The sequence below is a fragment of the Halomicrobium sp. HM KBTZ05 genome (assembly GCF_041530035.1).
Lineage (GTDB): Archaea > Halobacteriota > Halobacteria > Halobacteriales > Haloarculaceae > Halomicrobium.
Window position 1 is genome coordinate 1,583,360 of the sequence record NZ_CP168057.1, and the last position, 14,591, is coordinate 1,597,950.

Below are 14,591 nucleotides of genomic sequence, written 5' to 3' on the forward strand. Positions count from 1 at the left end.
CCTACAGCGATTCGCGAACGCGCTCGTGGACCCGATCCCGGTACCGATGGCTCCGCTCGCTGTCGAACCGACACTCGACGATCTGCGTGCCGGACGCACCGGCCGAGGACGCCACGGCGTCGGCGAGGGCACCACGATCCTCGACGCGGCCGTATTCGAGGTCGTACAGCGCGCCCGTCGGCTCGAAGTCCAGCCCGTGGGGCGTCCGGAACTGGTCGGTAAAGGGCGGCTCGAAGGACTCGATGGGGAGTTCGTGGAAGATGCCGCCGCCGTCGTTGTTCACGAGGACGACCGTCGCGTCCACGTCACAGCGCCCGACCGCGAGCAGGCCGTTCATGTCGTGGTAGTAGGCCAGATCGCCGGTGAGCACGACTAGCGGGTCGTCGGTCGCGCTGCCCGCACCGAGCCCCGTCGAGGTGATCCCGTCGATCCCGCTGGCCCCGCGGTTGCCCAGGACGGTCACGTCGGCCGCTCGGGGCCGTCCGAACCGATCCAGATCCCGAACCGGCATACTGTTCGAGACCATCACCGTCGTCGGATCCGGGACGGCGCTGGCGACCGTCGCGGCGACCGTCCCCTCGAAGAACTGCTCGTCGTGTGCGCGCTCGGCGAGGTCCCAGTAGCGGGCCTCTGCGGTCTCGAACCGCTCGGTCCAGGCCGTGGCCGGTCGGTCGAGTCGCTCGGCCAGCCCCGTCGCCAGCCCCGTCGGATCGGCCACGACGAGATCGGTCGCGGTGAACGTCGCTTCGCGCCACTGGCCGGCCGGATCGACCACGAACTGGGCGGCGTCGGCGTCGCGCAGCCAGTGACGCAGCGTCTTCGAGGTCGGCGAGGCCCCGAACCGGAGGACGGCATCCGGGTCGGGCCACTCCCCGGCGTCGAGATACGAGTCGTACCCCCCACAGATGGGCCGGTCGACGACGTGGGAACCGAAGCGATGCCCCGACAGCGGATCGGCGAGCACCGGAAAGCCCGTGGCGTCGACGAGCGCTGCCAGCGCGTCTCGGTCGGGCGTGGGTCCGTTCGACGGACCAGCGACGATCAGGCCCCGCTCTCTGTCGAGTCGGTCGGCGAGCGCGGACAGTTCCGACGCCGAGAGCGTCCGGTCGCCGCGGGTCGTTCGGACCATCGGCCCGTCCCGGCCGTTCGCACCCACCGGAGCGCGCTCCGGGAGATCGTCCGGAACCGCGCCCTCGACCGGCGTCGGTTCGAGCGGCTTCGAGACCGGCACGTTCAGGTGGACCGGACCCGCAGGCGTGTCGGTCGCAGTCGCGACGGCCCGAGAGAGAGTGGTCCGAAGAGATCGGAGCCGACGCGGCTCCGGTGCGGGCTCTGGGAGCGAGCGGTACTGACGGACGGCGTCGCCGTAGAGCTTCTCCTGGTCGATCGTCTGGTTCGCGCCGCTGTCTTGCAGTTCTCGGGGCCGGTCGGCGGTCAACAGGACCATCGGCACACGGGACTGGTCGGCCTCGATCACCGCCGGGTGGAAGTTCGCCGCCGCCGTGCCGGAGGTACAGATCAGCGGCGTCGGCGTCCCGGTCCGCCGTGCCCGACCGAGCGCGAAGTAGGCCGCCGACCGCTCGTCGAGGTGAGAGTAGACGCGCATCTCGGGGTGCTGTGCGACCGCGACGGTCAGCGGTGTCGAGCGACTGCCGGGTGCGACACAGACCGCGTCGATCCCGTTCGCGACGAGTTCTTCGACGATGACCCGTCCCCAGAGCGTGTTCTCGTTTGGCTCGGTCACTGCCGGTCACCCTCGCTCGGCTGCCAGCGTCGGTCCCGACGACCCGTTCCACACATGGCGCGACCTACGGACGGGGGACGCTTCAGCGTGACTATCGTCACGAAGTGGTCGGTAGTTCCTGATCGATCGGCCGGCGACTGGCCGCCGCGTGGCCGAGCGTCGTCGTTTTCTGCATTCAACAGAAATATTTCGATATCGAAAACCGATGTCGTCGGAAGCCACAGTATTGTTCTCGCGTTCGGTAACTCGCCCCGCCAGATTTATAAGGGGATCTATCGAACCACCGTACGTTCCGATGCCACAGGTAGAGATAACGATCCCGGAACATCTCGAGATGCAGATCGCCCAGCTCGTCGAAGAAGGCGAGTTCCTCACCCGCGAGGAAGCGATCGAGGATCTCCTCTCGACCGGGTTGAAAGCCTACAAGACCAGCGGGCCCATGGACGACGAGGACGACCCCGGGGGGTTCGAGGACGACGGGATGATGGGTCACGACGACGAGTACGTCTTCTAGCGAGCGGCGCTCAGCAGACGAACCACCACTGGTAGCTGTTCACAAGCAATTCTTATACTATTGGCACCACCTACTAGTGGCAAGATGCACAAAGACGAGCTTCTCGAGCTTCACGAACAGATGGTGCTGATCATGCGTTTCTTCCGCGACGAGATGGACAGCGTCGACCCCGAGCTGTTCGACGCCTACGGCGAGCTCGACGTGCGCCCCTCGGACGTACACAAGTCCAAGAGCGAACACAAACACGCCGTCTTCGTGCTGGGCAACTCGCTGGCGACCGCGATGAGCGAAGACGAGTTCTCCGACGCCGGCCGCGTGGGCAAGCGGATGAAGGAACTCGCGGAAGACGCCGAGAGCAAGCTCTAAGTGCCGTCCTGTTCGAGTTCCGTGAATATCTCGGGATCTGTCTGGAACTTCAAGACGTTGTGTATCACGGAGTTGCGGATGTTCTGGACGACGTGTCCGTGGTCCTTGTAGAACTCGTGGATCCAGCGTGACTCCGCTTTCCGGCTCGGGAACATCATCACCGACTTCCACTGGTACTCCCCGTCCGAGAGGAAGTAGAACATCGTGTGTCTGTCGTCGCGGATCGTCGTCATAGCCTCGCGCCAGCCGTCCTCGAAGTGCTCTGGGTTGAACTTGAACTCGAACAGCGCGAAGTTGAAGTACTCCTCGTTGGGGACGATCGTGTCGCGGAAGACCCCCTCCTGGCGCATCTTGCGGATCGATTCGCTGACGGTGACGTGTGACACCGAGATGTCGTGGTCCGCTTCGAGGATGTCGGCCAGGTCTCGCGAGGAGAGCTCCGGATCGTCGGCCAGCTCTCTGAGGATCAACACGTCGCGTTCCTTGAACTCCCAGTCTGGTGATTCGTCCGCGTTCATATCCCACATTCCGGTGTTATGGTCTTGGAAGTTGGCATCTCTCGGCGCGCGCTGTCGTCGGCACGGATCACGGTGAATCGAGAGTCACGAGCGTGTCCACGTCCGGCAGGTCGGTCTCGGGAGACGTGATCTGTGCCATCCGCTCGGTGTGTTTCTCGATCGCGTAGTTCTGCAGGTCGTCGGCGGAGGGGCCCGGCGTCTCCTCGCTGCCGTCGCCCAGTCCGTCGGTCGTCGTCTGCTGGACCAGTCCCAGGAGTTCGGTGACGGTGTCGTGTAGCAGCTGTGGATCGACGCCGTCCGCGACGAGTTCGCGGAGTTTGCTCATCCCGAACCCGACGTGGCGGCCCTCGTCGCTCCGGATGCGTTCCAGTCCGGTGGTAAAGCCCGGCAGCGTCGGAAGGGCTGGCTCTGAGGGACCGTAGCTCTGCTGGAGCCCCCAGTAGGCCGTCTGTGCCAGAATGCCCTCGATGGTCAGATGGTAGTGACACAGCGCGATCGCGCGGTGCTCGGGCGTGTCGTCGTCGAGCAGTCGGTGCATCGCCGCGTCCGTGCGGGCGAGCAGTTCGTCGTACGCGTCGTTGACCCACCGGTCCTCGGTCGGCGAACTCACCGGCAGGTCGCGCTCGCGCTCGACCGGGTTGATCACCGCCGTCCAGTATCGCTCGAAGAAATCGAGGTGGCGCGCCTCTTCGTACAGCTGCGTGCTGAGATACACCTGGTCGGCGGCGTCGTCGAGTACGACCGAGAGCGGAGCGAGATCTTCCGTGACGGCGCGCTCGCCGGCACCGAACTTCGCGACGGTCGAGCGCAGGTGGTCGAAGGTCGCGGGGTGTGCTTCGACGAGTGGCTCGCGGTCGTCGTCGAGGTCGATCGCCGCGGGGTCCCAGTGTCGTTCGACGGCGTTGCGGTAGTAGCGTCCCGATCGGCTCTCCCGATCGAGCGCGAGTCGAAACGTCGCCTTGTCGGCCATTGGTCGTGTCGTAAACCCCACTCTACATAAGCGTTGACGAATTCGGGAAGTCGGCGGTATCAGCGCCCCTCGAACTCTGGTTCGCGACTCTCGACGAAGGCTCGCGCGCCCTCCTCGTGGTCCGCGGTCGAGAAGGCGACGCCCTGCGCGTTCGCTTCCCGCGCCGTCGCGGCGTCGAAGGAGTCGGGCTGATGGTTCACCAGTCGCTTCGAGGCCGTCAGTGCGGCCGTCGGCCCCGTCGCGATCGTCTCGACGATGTTCTCGACGCCCTCGTCGAACGACGACGCCTCGAACACGCGGGTCACGAGCCCGAGATCGCGGGCGCGGTCGGCGTCGACCAGCTCGCCCGTGAAGATCAGCTCCTTGGCCGTGTTGAGCCCGACGAGCCGCGGGAGGAGGTAGGAAACGCCCGAGTCGACCGCGAGCCCGACGCGGCGGAACCCGAAGCTGATCTTCGCCGCCGGGCTCGCGAGTTGCAGGTCACAGGCGATCGCCAGCCCCGCACCCGCCCCGAAGGCGGGACCGTCGATCTTCGCCACGGTCGGGAGCCGGCAGTCGTAGACGCGCTTGATCGCGCGATTGACCGCGCCGACGACGACCTCGACGCGCTCTGCCGGCGGCACGTCCCGGTCGATGCTCTCCAGCATCGCGTCCACGTCCCCGCCGGCACAGAAGGCCGCGCCCTCGCTCTGGAGGACGACACACCGTGCCCCGCTGTCTTCGGCGGTCTCGATCTCCGCAGCGAGTTCGTCTGCGGCCTCCGCGGAGAGCGCGTTCCGTGCCTCGGGGCGGTTCAGCGTGATCGTTGCGACCTCGTCTGCGATCTCGACGCGGACCTGATCTCCGGTCATGTCCCGCACCGACGGCCAGGACGACCAAAAGCGTTGGTCAGGTCGCCACCAACAGAGTAGGGGTGCCTTTGAGAAGGGGCCAGGCCGATAATCTCGTATGCGAATCCACTGGCATCGACGCGATCTCCGGACGACCGACAACGCCGGCCTGGCCGCGGCGACGGCCGACAGCCCGGTCGTCCCGGTGTTCGTCTTCGACGACGCCGTCCTCGACCACGCCGCACCGCCCCGTGTGGCGTTCATGCTGGACGCCCTCGACTCGCTGCGGGCACAGTACCGTGACCGCGGGAGCGATCTCGTGATCGCTCGCGGCGATCCGACGGCCGAGATCCCGCGGCTGGCCGAGGCGTTCGGAGCCGACGGCGTGACCTGGGGCGAAGCCTACTCCGGGCTCGGCATCGAGCGCGACATCGCCGTCCGACAGGCCCTCGACGACGCGGGCGTCGAACGCGAGGCGGTCACCGATTCGGTCCTCCATCGCCCCGGCGAGATCACGACCAACGACGGCGATCCGTACTCGGTGTTTACCTACTTCGGGCGGAAGTGGCACGACCGAGAGAAAGACGAGCCCTACGACGCACCCAGCCCGGACGAACTGGCCGACGTGTCCGGTGACCCCCTGCCGTCGATCGACGATCTGGGCTTCGAGGAACCACAGGCAGAGCTCCCTCCGGCTGGGACGGAACCGGCCCGCGATCTCCTCGACGCGTTCTGCGAGGACGACATCTATCGGTACGAGGATCGCCGGGACTACCCCGCAGACGACTGTACGTCGCGGCTCTCCGCACATCTCAAGTTCGGGACGATCGGTATCAGAGAGGTGTACGAACGGACTGCGAGCGCGGCGGAAGCGGCCAACGACGAAGAACGGCGCGAATCCGTCGAGGAGTTCCAGTCGCAGTTGGCCTGGCGAGAGTTCTACACGCAGGTCCTCTTTGCCAACCGGTCGGTCGTCACGGACAACTACAAGTCCTACGAGCGGCCGCTCCAGTGGCGCGACGACCCCGAGGCGCTCCAGGCCTGGAAGGACGGCGAAACGGGGTACCCGATCGTCGACGCCGGGATGCGCCAGCTCCGCCAGGAGGCGTTCATGCACAACCGGGTCCGGATGATCGTCGCCTCCTTTCTCACCAAGGACCTGCTGATCGACTGGCGAGCGGGATACGAGTGGTTCAAACAGCGTCTGGTGGACCACGACACCGCGAACGACAACGGCGGGTGGCAGTGGGCGGCCTCGACGGGCACCGACGCACAGCCGTACTTCCGGATCTTCAACCCGATGACGCAGGGCGAGCGCTACGACCCCGACGCGGAGTACATCAAGACGTACGTGCCCGAGCTGCGCGACGCCGAACCGTCGGTGATCCACGAGTGGCCCGATCTCAGCCCGACCCAGCGTCGCAACGCCGCCCCGGAGTACCCCGATCCCATCGTCGACCACAGCGAGCGACGCGACCAGGCCCTGGAGATGTTCGAGACTGCTCGCGGCGAGAGTTAGGCCCAACGGCGGGTCGCCGACGGTCTCGGCGTCGGGACCCGAATTACCGGCCGAGAACGGCCAGCAGGCGGTCGGCACGTGCGTGCGGTGTGGTATCGTGCGTCTCCTAAACGTTTAACAGGCGTCCGCCCGACCCAAAAGATGGAGGAGATTTATCATGTCCGAACACTCAGATCCGGAACTGCCGCCACTTCCGTACGACTACGACGCGCTGGAGCCCCACATCTCAGAGCAGGTACTCACCTGGCACCACGACACCCACCATCAGGGGTACGTCAACGGCCTCGCGGCCGCCGAGGAGACCCTCGCGGAGAACCGCGAGTCGGGTGAGTTCGGATCTAGCGCCGGTGCGCTGGGCAACGTCACCCACAACGGCAGTGGACACTATCTCCACACGTTGTTCTGGGACAACATGTCCCCCAACGGCGGCGGCGAGCCGTCGGGCGAACTCCGTGACCGGATCGAAGCGGACTTCGGTTCCTACGAGGGCTGGAAAGGCGAGTTCGAGGCAGCCGCCTCGGCCGCCGGTGGCTGGGCGCTGCTCGTCTACGACCCGGTCGCCAAACAGCTCCGCAACGTCACGGTCGACAAGCACGACCAGGGCGCACTCTGGGGCTCTCACCCCATCATGGCGCTGGACGTCTGGGAGCACTCGTACTACTACGACTACGGCCCGGACCGCGGCAGCTTCGTCGACGCCTTCTTCGAGGTCGTCGACTGGGACGAGGTCGCATCGCAGTACGAGACCGCAGTCGGTCACTTCGAGTAACGTCGCCCGACGGCGGGCTCCCGAGCTTCGCACTTTCTTTCGATATCGTCGATCAGTGGCGACACTCGCCGTCGACCACAGCGTATCGCTTTCGAGGGCTTTACGCACGGCGGCGCGGAACCAGCGCCCATGCCACAACCGAAAGACGACTTCGACGATCTCCGCCCGCTGGAGTTTCGCGAGCCAGAGGAGGTACTGGACGACGACGAGATGTACACGATCTACGAGATCGGTCGCCTCCTCCAGGGGCTGGAAGCCGAAGCGGAACTCGACGTCGAGACCGAGAACGTCCTGATGGACTGGGCTATTCCGTGGCTCATCAAACACGCCGACGCGTTCGTCTTCGCCGAGCCGAGTGCCGACGACGAGCCGGGCTACTACGGGCTGGCCTGACAGAGCGTGTTCGACTGCCGGGGCCGGCAGTATCAGAACCGCGCGGCCTGCCTCGCCAGTTCGATGTTGCCGTACGGGTCGTCCGTGACGCTGGGACCGTGACCAGCGTGCATCTCGGCGAGGTCCTCGTCGACGAGATCGAGGAGGCAGTCGATGCTCTCGACGAGTCGCGATCGGTCGCCCTCTTCGAGGTCCGTCCGCCCGAAACTCCCGTTGGCAAACACGAGATCACCGGCGAAGAGCACGCCCGCCTCGGCCGCGTAGAGACAGAGGTGGTCGTCCTTGTGACCCGGCGTGTGGAGCGCAACGTACTCCTCGTCGCCGATCTGTCGGGTCGCCTCGTCGGCGATCGCCCGGTCGACGCCGTCGAAGCCGTCTTCGTAGCCACAGACCGGCGCGTCGAACGCGTCCCGGACCGCGTCGAGGGTGCCGACGTGATCGCGGTGGGTGTGTGTCAGGACGACCTGATCGACCTCGTCGACGACGGCTCGCACCTCGGAAACCACGTCGAAGTCGTTGCCCACGTCGACCAGCGTCGTCGTCTCGCCCTCGACGAGAAAGACGTTGCTGGTAAAGACCCCGCTCGACGGTGCAAGGTTTCGGATCATACGATCGAGGTCGGGCCCGACGGGCTTGTGTGTGCTGGTCTGTCTCGTCAGAAGGCACTGTTCGGAGACGCGAGGGCTCGATCGGGACGCAGGATGGCCGCCACACAGTGGGACCGAACTGACGTACTGGCCGCTGATTCGGCGCGCTGACAGACCCACAGGGCTATGTATGATGAAAAAGTAACCACGTGTAGAGAATAGATGTCTGAATCGGATCGCCCCGTCGTGCTCATCGTCGAGGACGAACCGGACGTCGCGGAAACATACAAGCTATGGCTCCGAAACGGCTACGAAGTCCGGATGGCCCACGACGGTGACGAAGGGCTCGACCTACTCGACGACAGCGTCGATGTCGTGTTACTCGACCGTATGATGCCGGGACTCTCGGGCGACGAGGTACTGGAGCGGATCCGGGAACGTGATCTCGGCTGTCGCGTCTCGATGGTGACGGCGGTCGAACCGGACTTCGACATTCTGGAGATGGGATTCGACGCGTATCTCTCGAAGCCGATCCGGAGCGAACAGCTCCACGAGACAGTGGAGAACCTGCTCGAACGCTCGGAGTACGACACTCTCCTGCAGGAGTACTACTCGCTGGTCGAGAAGCAAGCGACGCTCGAAGCGAGCAAGAGCAGCGCGGAACTGGAAGAGAGCGACGAATACGATGAACTTAAGGAGGAGATCGGAGAACTAAAATCCGAACTCTCGGAATCACTCGGTGGTATCGGCGACGACGCCGACTTTATCGCAACGTTGCGTGGGCTCAGTAATGGTGAAGACGAATAAACTGTCAGAGAATATGTACGACCTGTCAACCGTACTCGACTTCGACGCGCTGGACTCGGTTCGTCCGGGGACGAGCCTACTCGTCGCGGGACCTGCGATGAGTGGCAAAGAGGCCCTCGCGATGGATATCCTCAAAGATGGGGTGGGTAACGGCGAGGGGGCGGTCGTCGTGACGACGAACGATCAGGCGAGCTCGGTCGTCGACGAGTTCCGAACGGACGTACCCGAGATGGACGACTCCCAGCTCGGAGTCGTCGACTGCCGCGGCGACAACAGCGGGGGTGAGGCCGCACAGAGCGGCGCGTACATCCATCACGTGAACTCACCGGGCGACCTGACCGGCATCGGTATCGGCATCACGAAAGCACTGGAGGGGCTCCACAAGAGCGGGCGCGACCAGGGACGGCTCGCGCTGGTCTCCCTGTCGACGATGCTGACGTACACGGACAAGAAGACCGTGTTCAAGCTCTGTCACATCCTCTCGTCGCGGCTGGACTCGGCGGGCTACGTCGGCGTGTTCACGATCGACTCCGGCGCACACGACGACCAGACCCTCCAGGTCATCAAGCAGGCGTTCGACGGCCTCATCGAGTTCCGCGAGGAGGACGGCACCCGTCAGGCCCGCGTCATGGGTCTCACGAGCCAGCCCTCCGAGTGGAAAGAACTCTGATTGTCGCGGCCGTTCGGTTCCCGTCCGGAGAGCAGAGAGCGGGCTGACAGCCGACAGCGAGAGCGGTGGCCCGGTGCTTTAATCGGGGTCCGGTCGAAGAATCCGATATGGGAACACGACACGATCGGGGTGGGCCGGACCCGGCTACCGACGATCGGGCGGACTACGACTACGAGGGGGGTTCCGTCGAGCGCCCCGCGTTCGTCGCCGCCCTCGAAGACCGCATCGACGGGGCGGTCCGGTTCGACGAGTACACGCGACAGTTGTACGCGACCGACGCGAGCGCCTACGAGGTGGTACCGATCGGCGTCGTCTATCCGACCTCGACGGCCGACGTGGCAGCGGTCGTCGACTACTGCGCCGAGCGGGGAACGCCGGTCCTGCCGCGAGGCGGTGGGACGAGCCTCGCGGGACAGGCGGTCAACGAGGCAGTCGTCGTCGACTGCTCGCGCCACATGGACGCGATCCAGTCGGTCGATCCGGCGGGACGCACGGCACGCGCACAGGTCGGCGTCACCCTCGGGGCGTTGAACGACAGGCTCGCCGACCACGACCTGAAGTTCGCCCCCGATCCGGCGTGGGGCGACAAGAGCGTCCTCGGGGGCGCGATCGGCAACAACTCCACGGGCGCACACTCCCTGAAGTACGGCAAGACCGACGCGTACATCGAGGACTGCGAGGCCGTCCTCGCGGACGGGACCGTGACGACGTTCGGCGAGGTCACGCTCGACGAGCTGCGATCGCGGGCCGACCGGGACGGGCTCGAAGGTCAGATATACGGGGCGATCGCACGGCTCGTCGACGACGAGCACGAGGCGGTCACCGCGGCGTTTCCCGACCTCAAGCGAAACGTCTCCGGCTACAATCTCGATCGCCTCCTCTCGGAGGCCGAAGACGGATCGGTCAACGTCGCACGGCTGCTCGCGGGCAGCGAGGGGACCCTGGCCATCGTGACCGAAGCGACGGTCTCGCTGGAGCCGGTCCCCGAGACGAAGTCGCTGGCGCTGCTCTCCTATCACGACCTCATCGACGCGATGGCCGACGTGCCGGCGATCCTCGAACACGATCCCGCGGCGGTCGAAGTCCTCGACGACGTGTTGCTGGAGCTGGCCGCCGACACCGAGGAGTTCGGCGACCTGGTCGACCAGCTCCTCCCGGCGGACACCGGCGCGGTGTTGCTCGTCGAGTTCTACGCCGAGAACGACCCGCAGGGCAAAGAGCGGGTCGCGGATCTCCTCGCGGATCGGGTCGGGAGCGTCGGTACCGACGGCGTCGCACAGAGCGGGGCCGACTCGCTGACCGACGCGCCACGAGAGGCGTTTCACGGACAGGAGGCCCACGAGGAGAGCGAACGAAAGCGGTTCTGGAAGCTCCGCAAGAGCGGGCTCCCGATTCTCCTCGGGCGGACCTCGGACGCGAAACACATCAGCTTCATCGAGGACACCGCCGTCCCGCCGGAGAACCTCGCGGACTACGTCGCCGAGTTCCAGGAGCTGCTGGCCGACAACGACACGTTCGCGAGCTTCTACGCCCACGCCGGTCCTGGCTGTCTCCACATCCGACCCCTGGTGAACACGAAGACGGTCGAGGGGGTCGAGCAGATGGCAGCCATCGCGGACGGCGCGACCGACCTCGTCACGACCTACGGCGGCAGCGTCTCGGGCGAGCACGGCGACGGGCGTGCGCGCACCCAGTGGAACCGAAAGCTGTACGGACAGGACGTGTGGGAAGTGTTCCGAGAGCTGAAAGCGGCCTTCGACCCGGAGTGGCTGTTGAACCCCGGACAGGTGTGTGGCTACGCGGCCGACGAGACGATTCCCGAGGGCGTCCCCGCGCGGGCCCGCGCCGTCGACATGACCGACGACCTGCGGTTCGATCCCGACTACGAGTTCGAGATGTCGTTCGAGCCGGCCATGGAGTGGGACAACGAGAACGGGTTCCAGGGGATGGTCGAGCTGTGTCACGGCTGTGGGGGCTGTCGCGGGCCTCAGGAGACGACCGGCGGCGTCATGTGTCCGACCTATCGGGCCGCGGGCGAGGAGTCGACCGCGACGCGGGGGCGAGCCAACGCCTTCCGCCAGGCGATGAGCGGCGACCTCCCGGCAGATCCGACAGACGAGACGTTCGTCGACGAGATCATGGACCTCTGTATCGGCTGCAAGGGGTGTGCGAAAGACTGCCCCAGCGAGGTCGACATGGCCAAGCTCAAGACCGAGGTCGAACACGCCTCCCACCAGGAACACGGTGCGAGCCTCCGGTCGAAGCTGTTCGCGCACGTCGAGACCCTCAGCGCCTGGGGGAGTCGACTCGCACCGCTGTCGAACTGGCTGGCCAGGGCACCCGGCAGTGACGTACTGGCCGAGCGGCTGGTCGGGATCGCGAGCGAACGATCGCTCCCGACCTTCCGGCGCGAGTCCTTCGAGGACTGGTTCGCCCAGCGCGGCCCCGCCGTTGACCCAGAGGACGCACAGCGCCGGGCGCTGCTGGTCCCCGATACGTACAACAACTACAGCAACCCCGACGTGCTCCGTGCGGCCGTCCGCGTCCTCGAAGCCGCCGCCGTACACGTCGCCGTCCCGGACGACGCGACCAGCAGCGGCCGCGCCGCCCACTCGAAGGGCTTCGTCGACGTGGCTCGCGAGCGCGCACGGACGAACGTCGACGCGCTGGAGGGCCGCGTGGCCGACGGGTGGGACGTGGTTCTCGTCGAGCCGTCCGACGCCGTGATGTTCCAGTCGGACTACCGTGACCTCCTGGGTTCGGACGCCGCCCCCGTCGCCGACAACGCGTACGGTCTCTGTGAGTACCTCGATCGGTTCCGCCTCGACGAGCGCGTCGACTGGACCGGTGGCGAGGAGACGCTGACCTACCACGGCCACTGCCACCAGAAAGCCGTCTCGCGAGACCACCACGCCGTCGGCGTCCTCAGGCGGGCGGGCTACGCCGTCGACCCGCTGGATTCGGGCTGCTGTGGGATGGCCGGCAGCTTCGGCTACGAGGCCGAACACTACTCGATGAGCCAGGCGATCGGACGGATTCTCTTCGATCAGATCGCGGACAGCGACGGCGACGCCGTCGTCGCACCGGGGGCGTCCTGTCGCACGCAGCTCGGTGATCGACGCGGGCACGAATCACCGTCACATCCCGTCGAGCGGCTCGCAGACGCGCTCGCGGACTGACCCTCCGTTCTGTGACCGGTTTGCCGTCGCAAGGTAGCGAACACCCACACGAAGGGGCTCATCCGTACGAGACCGGAATCTCCGCTCTCGTCGGGGCGAGCGTTCGGCGCAACACAGCGTTTTTATTCTGTCCTCAGGTGGTATATGACAGATGCATCGTCAGGTCCTCCTCGGGTGTCTGCTCGTGGCCGCGCTCGTGAGCGGGGCCGCCGTCACGACTGCCCAGGAGACGAGGTCGAGTGGCCTGTTGGTCCAGCCCGACGGATTCGACCAGACGACGTTCGAGATCACGGTCACCGAGAACGGCTCTGCGCGCTGGTCGATCCAGCACCACCGTCGGTTGGCCAACGACTCCGAGAAGCGGCAGTTTCGGGACTTCGCCGAGCGCTTCGAGAGCGAGGAGACGGACCTGTACCGGAACTTCGTCAGTCGCTCCGAGACCCTGACTGCGATCGGCCGCAACGCCACCGGCCGGCCGATGGCAGCGACGTCGTTCGATCGCGACGCCTACACGAACGTCACGGCGAGTTTCGACGACCGCGGGACGATCGCACTGGCGTTCACCTGGACGCACTTCGCCCGGACCGACGGAGAGCGGGTCGTCGTCGGCGACGTGTTCGGCGAGAACTTCTACATCGGGCCGGACCAGTCGATCGTGTTCGTCAGCGGTGAGGGGCTCCAGTTCACCACTGTCGACCCCGCGCCGACCTCACAGACCCAGCCCGACTCGCTGACACAGAGCCAGAGCGTCACCTGGGAGGGCGAACAGCAATTCGCACAGCAGCGACCGTACCTCGAACTCGAACCGCGTTCTGCCGCGACGACCGCCGCTGGCGGTTCTGGTGCCGAGGACGACACGCAGAGCCCGCAGACGACGGCACCGCTCCCGAGCGGGACCGACAACCCGATGGTCTGGATCGTCGGGGCCGTCATCCTGGTGCTCGGCGTCGGCAGCGCGATCGCGTACCGAAACGGTTCGGTCTCGCTGCCCGGCGACACCGCGAGCACCGCCAGCGACACCGACACCACGTCGGAGACAGCCGCTTCGGCGACGGACAGCCAGACGCCGATCCCCGACGAGGAACTGCTCTCGGACAGCGACCGCGTCGTCAAGCTCCTCGAATCGAACGGCGGGCGCATGAAGCAGGTCAACATCGTCGAGGAGACCGACTGGTCGAAGTCCAAAGTCAGCATGCTCCTCTCGGACATGGAGGAGGACGGCGAGATCAGCAAGCTCCGCGTCGGCCGCGAGAACATCATCAGTCTCGCCGGCCACGAACCCGACGCCGCCGGCTCGCCGTTCGACGACGAAGAGTGACGGTGAGGGGGCGTGCTTGCATGCGTAACCCACACAGGGCGGTGCCAAAACGCAACCATTATACGTATCTCCCCGATACGTTGAGGTGCGCTCCGTTGGTGTAGTCCGGCCAATCATCTTGCCCTCTCACGGCAAGGACCAGGGTTCGAATCCCTGACGGAGCATTCTGCGACGAACGTACGTGAGGAGCGAACGCGACAGACACAGACTCGAATCACGGCAGACCGATCTTCGGGAGGTCTGGCATCGGGTTCGAATCCCTGACGGAGCATCCACAGAACCGCCCGTCTTGTAGTTTTCGTCCGATCGTGTTTCGTTTGGAGCAGTGTGCAGCCGGCCCGTTTCGGATAGCCTCCTCGGCGTCGAGAGCGCTTTTCGTCGGGATTGTCACCCATCCGATCAGAATC

At 65.9% G+C, this 14,591-nt stretch carries 14 protein-coding genes and 1 tRNA gene; 10 read left to right on the plus strand and 5 right to left on the minus strand.

Going from position 1 to position 14,591, the window contains the following annotated elements; genetic code table 11:
- Nucleotide 1 precedes the first annotated feature (1 nt).
- Entirely contained in the window at nucleotides 2-1,744 is a 1,743-nt protein-coding gene (gene menD, locus ACAH01_RS08245) for a 2-succinyl-5-enolpyruvyl-6-hydroxy-3-cyclohexene-1-carboxylic-acid synthase (protein ID WP_372478866.1), read from the minus strand.
- Between the two features lie 295 nt (nucleotides 1,745-2,039).
- Between menD and ACAH01_RS08250 the strand changes: the two genes are divergently transcribed.
- Complete coding sequence (locus ACAH01_RS08250) at nucleotides 2,040-2,258, plus strand: ribbon-helix-helix domain-containing protein (RefSeq protein WP_015763486.1); 219 nt, start codon at nucleotides 2,040-2,042, stop codon at nucleotides 2,256-2,258.
- 84 nt (nucleotides 2,259-2,342) lie between these two features.
- Nucleotides 2,343-2,624, plus strand: a complete 282-nt coding sequence (locus ACAH01_RS08255; RefSeq protein ID WP_015763487.1) for a UPF0058 family protein — start codon at nucleotides 2,343-2,345, stop codon at nucleotides 2,622-2,624.
- Here ACAH01_RS08255 and ACAH01_RS08260 read toward each other — a convergent pair.
- The 3 genes from ACAH01_RS08260 to ACAH01_RS08270 form a co-directional block, all read right to left on the minus strand.
- The gene (locus ACAH01_RS08260) at nucleotides 2,621-3,142 is read right to left on the minus strand and encodes an Lrp/AsnC family transcriptional regulator (RefSeq protein WP_170094451.1); all 522 of its coding nucleotides are present in this window, start codon (nucleotides 3,140-3,142) and stop codon (nucleotides 2,621-2,623) included. The two genes, ACAH01_RS08255 and ACAH01_RS08260, sit on opposite strands and share 4 nt — an antisense overlap.
- 67 nt (nucleotides 3,143-3,209) lie before the next feature.
- Nucleotides 3,210-4,112, minus strand: coding sequence for a ribonucleoside-diphosphate reductase (locus ACAH01_RS08265; RefSeq protein ID WP_372478867.1), 903 nt, complete (start codon nucleotides 4,110-4,112; stop codon nucleotides 3,210-3,212).
- Nucleotides 4,113-4,171: 59 nt separating this feature from the next.
- Nucleotides 4,172-4,963 carry an enoyl-CoA hydratase/isomerase family protein gene (locus ACAH01_RS08270; protein WP_372478868.1) on the minus strand — a complete coding sequence of 264 codons (792 nt, stop codon included), beginning with the start codon at nucleotides 4,961-4,963 and terminating at the stop codon, nucleotides 4,172-4,174.
- Between the two features lie 97 nt (nucleotides 4,964-5,060).
- Between ACAH01_RS08270 and ACAH01_RS08275 the strand changes: the two genes are divergently transcribed.
- From ACAH01_RS08275 to ACAH01_RS08285, 3 genes are all read left to right on the plus strand, one after another.
- The gene (locus ACAH01_RS08275) at nucleotides 5,061-6,461 is read left to right on the plus strand and encodes a deoxyribodipyrimidine photo-lyase (protein WP_372478869.1); all 1,401 of its coding nucleotides are present in this window, start codon (nucleotides 5,061-5,063) and stop codon (nucleotides 6,459-6,461) included.
- 157 nt (nucleotides 6,462-6,618) lie between these two features.
- Nucleotides 6,619-7,230: a superoxide dismutase gene (gene sod / locus ACAH01_RS08280; RefSeq protein WP_015763492.1), complete on the plus strand. Its 612-nt coding sequence runs from the start codon at nucleotides 6,619-6,621 to the stop codon at nucleotides 7,228-7,230.
- Nucleotides 7,231-7,359: 129 nt separating this feature from the next.
- Nucleotides 7,360-7,623, plus strand: a complete 264-nt coding sequence (locus ACAH01_RS08285; RefSeq protein ID WP_015763493.1) for a DUF5827 family protein — start codon at nucleotides 7,360-7,362, stop codon at nucleotides 7,621-7,623.
- Between the two features lie 32 nt (nucleotides 7,624-7,655).
- Here ACAH01_RS08285 and ACAH01_RS08290 read toward each other — a convergent pair whose 3' ends face one another.
- A complete protein-coding gene (locus tag ACAH01_RS08290; RefSeq protein WP_372478870.1) occupies nucleotides 7,656-8,231 on the minus strand; it encodes an MBL fold metallo-hydrolase in 576 nt (191 codons plus the stop codon).
- Nucleotides 8,232-8,432: 201 nt separating this feature from the next.
- Here ACAH01_RS08290 and ACAH01_RS08295 point away from each other — a divergent pair, with 201 nt between their 5' ends.
- The 5 genes from ACAH01_RS08295 to ACAH01_RS08315 all read left to right on the plus strand — a co-directional run bounded on the left by ACAH01_RS08295 (nucleotide 8,433) and on the right by ACAH01_RS08315 (nucleotide 14,348).
- Nucleotides 8,433-9,017 carry a response regulator transcription factor gene (locus tag ACAH01_RS08295; protein ID WP_170094446.1) on the plus strand — a complete coding sequence of 195 codons (585 nt, stop codon included), beginning with the start codon at nucleotides 8,433-8,435 and terminating at the stop codon, nucleotides 9,015-9,017.
- Between the two features lie 13 nt (nucleotides 9,018-9,030).
- Nucleotides 9,031-9,687, plus strand: a complete 657-nt coding sequence (locus ACAH01_RS08300) for a hypothetical protein (RefSeq protein WP_170094445.1) — start codon at nucleotides 9,031-9,033, stop codon at nucleotides 9,685-9,687.
- A 107-nt stretch (nucleotides 9,688-9,794) separates the two neighbouring features.
- Nucleotides 9,795-12,866 carry an FAD-linked oxidase C-terminal domain-containing protein gene (locus ACAH01_RS08305; protein WP_372478871.1) on the plus strand — a complete coding sequence of 1,024 codons (3,072 nt, stop codon included), beginning with the start codon at nucleotides 9,795-9,797 and terminating at the stop codon, nucleotides 12,864-12,866.
- A gap of 151 nt (nucleotides 12,867-13,017) precedes the next feature.
- Nucleotides 13,018-14,184 carry a helix-turn-helix transcriptional regulator gene (locus tag ACAH01_RS08310; RefSeq protein WP_372478872.1) on the plus strand — a complete coding sequence of 389 codons (1,167 nt, stop codon included), beginning with the start codon at nucleotides 13,018-13,020 and terminating at the stop codon, nucleotides 14,182-14,184.
- An 89-nt stretch (nucleotides 14,185-14,273) separates the two neighbouring features.
- Nucleotides 14,274-14,348, plus strand: a tRNA-Glu gene (locus tag ACAH01_RS08315).
- Nucleotides 14,349-14,591 lie beyond the last annotated feature (243 nt).

Coding starts and splice junctions, on each gene's coding strand:
- ACAH01_RS08250 (WP_015763486.1), top strand. CDS start 2,040: ATGCCACAGGTAGAGATAACGATCCCGGAACATCTCGAGATGCAGATC.
- ACAH01_RS08255 (WP_015763487.1), top strand. CDS start 2,343: ATGCACAAAGACGAGCTTCTCGAGCTTCACGAACAGATGGTGCTGATC.
- ACAH01_RS08260 (WP_170094451.1), bottom strand. CDS start 3,142: ATGAACGCGGACGAATCACCAGACTGGGAGTTCAAGGAACGCGACGTG.
- ACAH01_RS08265 (WP_372478867.1), bottom strand. CDS start 4,112: ATGGCCGACAAGGCGACGTTTCGACTCGCGCTCGATCGGGAGAGCCGA.
- ACAH01_RS08270 (WP_372478868.1), bottom strand. CDS start 4,963: ATGACCGGAGATCAGGTCCGCGTCGAGATCGCAGACGAGGTCGCAACG.
- ACAH01_RS08275 (WP_372478869.1), top strand. CDS start 5,061: ATGCGAATCCACTGGCATCGACGCGATCTCCGGACGACCGACAACGCC.
- sod (WP_015763492.1), top strand. CDS start 6,619: ATGTCCGAACACTCAGATCCGGAACTGCCGCCACTTCCGTACGACTAC.
- ACAH01_RS08285 (WP_015763493.1), top strand. CDS start 7,360: ATGCCACAACCGAAAGACGACTTCGACGATCTCCGCCCGCTGGAGTTT.
- ACAH01_RS08290 (WP_372478870.1), bottom strand. CDS start 8,231: ATGATCCGAAACCTTGCACCGTCGAGCGGGGTCTTTACCAGCAACGTC.
- ACAH01_RS08295 (WP_170094446.1), top strand. CDS start 8,433: ATGTCTGAATCGGATCGCCCCGTCGTGCTCATCGTCGAGGACGAACCG.
- ACAH01_RS08300 (WP_170094445.1), top strand. CDS start 9,031: ATGTACGACCTGTCAACCGTACTCGACTTCGACGCGCTGGACTCGGTT.
- ACAH01_RS08305 (WP_372478871.1), top strand. CDS start 9,795: ATGGGAACACGACACGATCGGGGTGGGCCGGACCCGGCTACCGACGAT.
- ACAH01_RS08310 (WP_372478872.1), top strand. CDS start 13,018: ATGCATCGTCAGGTCCTCCTCGGGTGTCTGCTCGTGGCCGCGCTCGTG.